The 6,648-nt window shown below is 64.9% G+C and carries 8 protein-coding genes; 4 read left to right on the top strand and 4 right to left on the bottom strand.

Going from position 1 to position 6,648, the window contains the following annotated elements:
* The coding region (locus ACLPJJ_RS03000) for a GAF and ANTAR domain-containing protein (protein ID WP_443589347.1) at window positions 1-939 on the bottom strand (939 nt) is incomplete at its 3' end.
* 673 nt (window positions 940-1,612) lie between these two features.
* Entirely contained in the window at window positions 1,613-2,269 is a 657-nt protein-coding gene (locus ACLPJJ_RS02995; protein WP_443589346.1) for a winged helix-turn-helix transcriptional regulator, read from the bottom strand.
* 63 nt (window positions 2,270-2,332) lie between these two features.
* Here ACLPJJ_RS02995 and ACLPJJ_RS02990 point away from each other — a divergent pair, with 63 nt between their 5' ends.
* Entirely contained in the window at window positions 2,333-2,587 is a 255-nt protein-coding gene (locus ACLPJJ_RS02990) for a TfoX/Sxy family protein (protein ID WP_443589345.1), read from the top strand.
* A 103-nt stretch (window positions 2,588-2,690) separates the two neighbouring features.
* Entirely contained in the window at window positions 2,691-2,993 is a 303-nt protein-coding gene (locus ACLPJJ_RS02985; protein WP_443589344.1) for a TetR/AcrR family transcriptional regulator, read from the top strand.
* A 396-nt stretch (window positions 2,994-3,389) separates the two neighbouring features.
* Here ACLPJJ_RS02985 and ACLPJJ_RS02980 read toward each other — a convergent pair whose 3' ends face one another.
* Window positions 3,390-4,823, bottom strand: coding sequence for an aldehyde dehydrogenase family protein (locus tag ACLPJJ_RS02980; protein ID WP_443589342.1), 1,434 nt, complete (start codon window positions 4,821-4,823; stop codon window positions 3,390-3,392).
* Window positions 4,824-4,899: 76 nt separating this feature from the next.
* Here ACLPJJ_RS02980 and ACLPJJ_RS02975 point away from each other — a divergent pair, with 76 nt between their 5' ends.
* Window positions 4,900-5,325 (top strand): thiamine pyrophosphate-dependent enzyme, encoded by a 426-nt coding sequence (locus tag ACLPJJ_RS02975; RefSeq protein ID WP_443589341.1) that lies wholly within the window; start codon window positions 4,900-4,902, stop codon window positions 5,323-5,325.
* 648 nt (window positions 5,326-5,973) lie between these two features.
* The gene (locus tag ACLPJJ_RS02970) at window positions 5,974-6,561 is read left to right on the top strand and encodes a hypothetical protein (protein ID WP_443589340.1); all 588 of its coding nucleotides are present in this window, start codon (window positions 5,974-5,976) and stop codon (window positions 6,559-6,561) included.
* On the opposite strand, the gene ACLPJJ_RS02965 is transcribed toward ACLPJJ_RS02970, so the two are convergent.
* Complete coding sequence (locus tag ACLPJJ_RS02965; protein WP_443589348.1) at window positions 6,542-6,622, bottom strand: hypothetical protein; 81 nt, start codon at window positions 6,620-6,622, stop codon at window positions 6,542-6,544. The two genes, ACLPJJ_RS02970 and ACLPJJ_RS02965, sit on opposite strands and share 20 nt — an antisense overlap.
* Window positions 6,623-6,648: the final 26 nt, after the last annotated feature.

Here is a 6,648-nt window from a genome sequence, read left to right as displayed (position 1 = left end):
GAATGCCGCCTCCAAGCGCGCGCTTTCCCGCACCTGGGGAAGATCCAGCACCGCGTCGACCAGGCTCGCGCGGCGGCCCGGAGTGATGTGCCCGGACTCGGCGCGCAACGACACCCGGGCGGTTCCGCCAGGTCCTTCGGAGGTGATCACCTCGGCTGCGGCGACGGTGCGGCCATCGTCGCTGACCTCGAGGTGAACCAGCCGGGGCGCTTCCCCGGGGGAGCCGGCCCAGGCCGCGGGATCCAGGGTGCCGTCGATGGCGGCCTGGGCGACATCGGTGAGGCGCAGGTTGTGGTTGCGGGCGTAGGCCCGCAGCCGGGTGAAAGCCTCGGCCAGGTCGACGCCGGCCCGCTCGCAGATCACCCCCTTGGCCTGCTCGATCACCACCCGGCTGGTCAGGGCGGCGGACAGCTGCTCGTTCAGCCGCTGCGCCTCGGCGCTGGCGCGATGCTGGGTGATGCTCAAGGTGGCCAGGTCCGCGAAGGCCCGGGCGACGATGAGGTCCGCCTCATCCATCGGCGCCCGGGTGATGCTGAGCAGGTTCATCGCGCCGAGGGTCGCCTCCCGCAGCCGCAGCGGCAGCGCGGACGCCGAGGCGAACCCGGCCTGCAGGGCGGCGGCGGCGAACAACGGCCACCGCCCGGCCCCGGCCTGCAGGTTCTCGGGCCCGACCGGCTCCCCGGTGCGGAAGGCGTCCAGGCGCGGCCCCTCCTGGGCCTGCAGCTCGAACAGCTCCAGCAGCCGCATCGCCTCGCTGGAGGAGGCCACCAGCCCCAGGCTGCCGGCCGGAGAAGCCAGCATCACCCCGGCGGCGGAGACGCCGAGCAGATCGACGCACCGGTCCGCCAGCCCGGTCAGCAAGTCCACGACGTCGTAGTCCTCGACCAGGGTGTCGGCCATCTCCACCAGTGACCGGACCACATCGGCTTCCCGGGTCATCTCACTCACCTCCAGGGCGCCCGGCGGCCCGTCACAACCGGCCGGCGGGCGCGATATCGCCTATTTCATGCTCGCTGACGCTGGTTCTACCACTGCGCCGGTCGTCAATGATCACTGCGTCGGCGGCTGCCAGGGCGGGCACGGACGCCCCGTAGTGGTGGCCGCACAGCAGGAGATCAACTGAATGCGGGCGAGCAGAGGCAGGAGGGATGAGGACCCGCACCACCGGTTTTCCGGGGGGTGATCCGGCGCAGTCCGTGAGATCCCGGAACTGTTAACCTAGGGAATTAGGGTGCCGGGCAGGCCCTGGTTGATAAGGGCCCAGTCAGGTACCGGCACTGTGGACGCCTCAGCCTGGACGGCCTATCCCCAAGAAGATCGCGATCGGGTCGCGGTCGATCTCGCGCAGCATGTCGCTGATGTCCGCCCTGCTCGTCTTGGGTACGCGTAACATCCACTTGGCGGCCCGCTCTTTCGCGGACTCCCTGGCGGCCCGGATCCGCGACTGCATGCCTGGCCTGTCGGCGTGGCGCCGGTGCTCTCGCTTCCGGTCCTGGGCCAGTCCCATCTCACGCTGCGCGCAGCCCGGCTGCAACTGCCGCCGTCCCCAGCGGCAGGTGACCAGTCCGGGTAAGCCGCCAACCGCGAGGCGTCGCGGCTTGCGGACGTGTGATCACGGCAGCAGGGGTCCGAGGCTGAGCCGGTCGAGGAGGGTGGTGGCGGCGGTCCGGTCGCCGGTGATCCGGAGCCGGCCCTGTCCCTCCGCTTCGCCAAGGGTGAGGCCGGCGTTGAACAGCCGGGTGACTGTGACCGTGTCTGACTCGATGGTGGCCGTGGGCCGCTCTGGTGGCTGGCGGGTGGGCTCGAACACGGTTGGCCCGACGGTGAGCCCGAAGTCGTGCGGGTGCAGCTTGAACCGGAAGGCCGCCTCGAGGTCGATGCCCTTGGCCAGCACCCAGTGGCCGTTGCGCCGCATCTGCTCAAGCAGGGCATCGACCGGGGCGGCGGGAGCGGCCTGGAACAGATGGGCCCCGAACCGGCCGAGCGCGTTCAGGACGGGCAGGACGGCATCGCGGGCCTCCGGACGGAGCTTGTAGACCGTGGCCGCTGCTGGCGGCGGCAGCTCCCGTTTGGCGGCGAGCCCGCCGTCCTGCAGCTGGCGCAACCGCTTGCTGAGCAGGTTGGGGGAGATCTTCGGGTTGATGGCCTGCAGGTCGGTGAACCTCATCGGGGCGTGCGCCAGATCGCGGAGCAGCAGCAGCATCCACCGGTCGCCAATGACATCCAGCGCGATCGCGATCGGGCAGCCCTGGCTATAGGTGTCGCTCATCCTGCCGAGCGGCCCTCCCTTACGCTTCACAATTGATAGCTATCCCTTGACAATAGATAGCGCATGTTGTTCGGCGGGATCGCGTTCCTGCTGCACGGGCACATGTGCTGCGGTGTCATCCACGCCGACCTAGTGCTGCGGCTGGGCGCCGAGGGCGCGGACGAGGCACTCGGCCAGCCGTTCACCCGGCCGATGGACTTCACCGGGCGCCCGATGAACGGCTACGTTTACGTGGCACCCGGCGGAACCGCCACCGCCGCCGCACTCCATGCCTGGGTCCGCCGCGCGGTCTTGTTCGCCGACTTTCTGCCGCCTTAGAGCGTGGCCGCTCCGCGGCAGCCGCGCCATGATGCGGCGCTGGCGGTCACTGCCGGGTCACGCCACTGGACTGTCCGGTACAGAAACGGACTAGCATAGGCACATGCCAGGCGAGCCGAGGACCGGGCGCGGGCGCGCCAGCCGCGAGCGGATCGTGGAGCGCGCCGCGGAGCTGTTCGCCGAGCGCGGCGTGGCCGGAGCGAGCCTGGATGACGTGCTGGCGGCCGCGGGGGCGGGCAAGGGCCAGCTGTACCACTATTTCCGCGGCCGCGACGAGCTGGTGGAGGCGGCGGTAGGGCTGCGCTGCACGCAGGTGCTGGCCGGGCTGACCCGGGCGCTGGGCGCTGTGGCGTCCCTTGATGAAAGTCATGGAGTCCTGGTTCCGGTCGGCTGCGCGCCGCGATGAGGGCGATGCGCCGTGAGTGTGCCAGCCGCAGGCCCACGTGGGTCGCGTCGGCCAGTGTCATGTCGCGCTCACTTCCAGCCTTTTGCTTGGCTCACTTCGAAAGGCGCCCCCCCCCAGATGCGCGGAGCGTCTGAGCCGCGAGCTTGGGGGCAGGGAAAGGGCGTCCACCCATCGGGGACTGCCCCTTGGGTTCGGCTTCTTCCTAACACCGAGCCGCGATCCTCTCTTGCGGGCCCGAAAATTCGCCCTGCGGCATCTTCAATCGAATATCGGGTCGAGACGAAGGGCAAGCGCGCGAAAGGGTAAGCGCCATCCTTCTTTCGTTCGCGAGCCGCCCGTCCCGCCGGACCTGCGGCGCCTGTCGGTCAGATGACGAGCCGCGCAACCCCGGCTTCTTCAGGGCGACGTATAGGCCGTCTTCACCGTTGTATAAAACTCCGCGGCGTATCGGCCTTGCTCGCGGGACCCGAGGCTGGAGCCTTTGCGCCCGCCAAATGGCGCGTGGTAGTCGATACCCGCCGTAGGCAGGTTGACCATGACCATGCCCGCCTCGGCGTGGCGTTTGAAATGCGTGGCGTGCTTGAGGCTCGTCGTGCATATGCCCGCGCAAAGGCCGAAGGCGGTGTCGTTGGCGATCTCTAGGGCGTCGTCGTAATCGCTCGCCGCGATCATGGTCGAGACGGGGCCGAAAATCTCCTCCCTCGAGATGCGCATCGCATTGTCGGCGTCGACAAACAGAGCCGGCGACAGATAGAAGCCGGGCGTCGCGCGCTGGAGGCGTTCTCCGCCGAGCGCCAATCTTGCGCCTTCTGCTTGGCCGATCGCGATGTACGAGAGATCCTGATCAAGCTGCGTTGCATCAACCACGGGTCCAACGTGGGTCCCCGGCGTCAAGGCGTTGTCGACTACGAGCGCACGCATGCGCTCGATTAGCGCTTCGGCAAATCGCTTGTAGATCGACTTCTCGACAATGATCCGCGACGAAGCCGTGCAGCGCTGTCCGGTGGCGAAATAGGCGCCGTTGACGGCGCATTCGACCGCATTGGCAAGATCAGAGTCCGCTAACACGACGAGCGGATTCTTGCCACCCATTTCGAGTTGGAACTTCCGCATCGCGCCCGCACACGCCGCCGCGACGCGCCGGCCGGTCGCAACCGAACCGGTGAACGTGACGGCGTCGACTTGCGGGTGGTCGAGGATCGCCTGGCCAACCGTCGACCCGCGCCCCATAACGAGGTTGAACACGCCCTTTGGGACGCCCGCGCGAACGAGGATTTCGGCAAGGGCGTGCGCGGAGCCGGGTACGAGATCAGCAGGCTTGAACACGACCGTATTGCCGTAAGCCAGGGCCGGAGCAATTTTCCAGGCGGGAATTGCGATGGGAAAGTTCCACGGCGTAATGACCCCGACGACGCCGATAGGTTCGCGCGTCACGTCGATCTCGACATTGGCCCGGACCGAGGCGAACTTCTCCCCCGGGAGTCGTAGGGCTTCGCCGGCGAAGAAATCAAAGATCTGTCCGGCTCGGCCGACCTCGTATGTCGCTTCGAGTAGGGTCTTACCCTCTTCGCGCGCGAGAAGGCGCGCCAATTCCTCGCGCCGAGCCAGGATCTCCGCCGAGGCCCTCAGAAGGATGTCGTGTCGTTCCTGTGGGGTCGTGCGCGCCCATTCAGCAGAGGCGGCGTGGGCCGCTTCGACCGCGGCGCCTGCCTGGACAACATCGGCCTGCGCATATTCACCAATAACGTCGTTCGTGTCCGACGGATTGATGTTGCGCGAGACCTCCACTCCCGCCACCCACTCGCCTGCGACGTAGTTCTTGTGCAGCACGTTCACTCTCCTCATGCCTAAGGTCCAACATGGCCTCTGGGTCCGGGTCATCTGAACCGGTAGGCCGCCGGGTGCTGTGCCGACCAGCGCTTTCTGCGCTCATGCGGCCCTCGCCATCGTCATCGCATTACCGTACTGTCCGAGATATTTACGTCATCAGCGGCGTTCCACGAAATTGTTGTCCTTTGCTGAGATTGCCGCTGGCTGTCAGCGAAATTATGCTCGCACTACGTCGCCGGGCGCCCGACGCGATCTTCACGACTGGCGCCGGCAGTTTGCCATCTGGGTCGGCCGCTTTCTATGCTTCCGTCAAGTTGAGCAGCAAATCGGGCCCACCTCCGGCTCGATGGGCTTTGGCCTTCCGGCCGCAATCGGCGCGGCGCGGGTGTTCCCGAAACGGACCGTCGTTTGTTTTGCCGGTGACGGCGATTTTCTAATGAATGGACAGGAGCTTACGGCTGCCGTCGCGGTGGCAGAAGGCGCGTTCTTCGCCCGGCCGTAGTTGTTAGGCGGGCGCACACGAAGGCCACGCCTGCAAGGCGAGCGTCACGATCTTCCCGGGTGTCACCCCGGCGTCCGAACCCGCGCCGTCCCACTCCGCCCGGGGCGGCCGCAGTTGCGCTCTCTTGTCCAGCGAGCGGGATCATAATTCGGCGTCGGGCCCGTCAGGTTGTATATCGTGAATGCAACACGCTCGATCTTTGTTCTACAACCCTTTCATTGATCCGGGTGTGCTCACCATCGAAGCCAGCTGGACCCATCGGAGTAGCTGGCGAGCTTAAAGTCGCTACGATTTTAGGAGACACGGCCAGCTCTTGGACCTCCAGTGGGTACCCGCGCCGATAACTGAAAGGCTCCAAATGCCCAACGCGCATACCTCCTTTGGGCAGCGGCGAACCACGCAACTTATGTTTACACGCCATCAACTTTGCGCTAACGGTGTTGCGTTACGCGAGGGAATGCAACTGTTGGATTGCGGTCGTGCTCGCTTTCACGCGAGGTTACGAACGAACGTTGTTGATGCGGGACAATTGCCTGATTTTCGGGGTTTCGGGCACATCGCAGCCAAAGCACTGGGGGTCCTCGTTTGCGCGCGGACCAAGCGGAACTTTTTGATGCCTCAGCCGAGTCTCGTCTAAAGGGGAGAACGATGGCAGCCGATTTCAGCCTTATCCAATTTGATGGCGCTCAAGCGTTGACTCAGACCGTGAACGCTTCCATTCGCGCTCAAGGCGCCGATCCGCAAGCCTGCGGCAGTGTCGGTACAAAAACTGATGAATTTATCGCGCTCATAGAAAGCCGCGCTTTCATACGGGAGTGTATTCGGCGCAGCATGCAATCCGCGTTGCCATTACAAATTCGCACTTTTTCACAAGCTATTGAGCTACAACGAATTGCTGATCAGACGCCGAAATTAATATTGCTTTCTGCGTTGGACGATAATAACGAGCCTAGCGAAAGCGTATTCAAGCTCCTCTCCCAAATCGCACCAAGCATTCCAATCATCGTCCTCGCGTATAAGAACGACACAAAAACAGCCAAGGCTGCAATTAGCTACGGCGCAAAGGGGTACATCCCGGTAACCTCTGGCTTTGAAATTACGATTGAAGCCGTGCGTTTTGTTCTCGCCGGAGGATTTTATGTGCCGGTCGACTACTTATTTATGCCAACTTGGGCGGGGGACCAGCCGTCGAACCCGCCGCCTGGGTCCGGCACAGTTACCGCGCTAGAACTTTGACCGTCCCTTCGCACATCCCTAGCTCATATGCTATAACTTTATTTGACTTTCCAAGATGAATCGCTCGTACGACGGCAAGCTCACGCG

The organism is Acidocella sp., from assembly GCF_052326845.1.
Lineage (GTDB): Bacteria > Pseudomonadota > Alphaproteobacteria > Acetobacterales > Acetobacteraceae > Acidocella.
The sequence above is the reverse complement of the archived record's forward strand: the minus strand, read 5'-3'. Positions and strand labels throughout refer to the sequence as shown.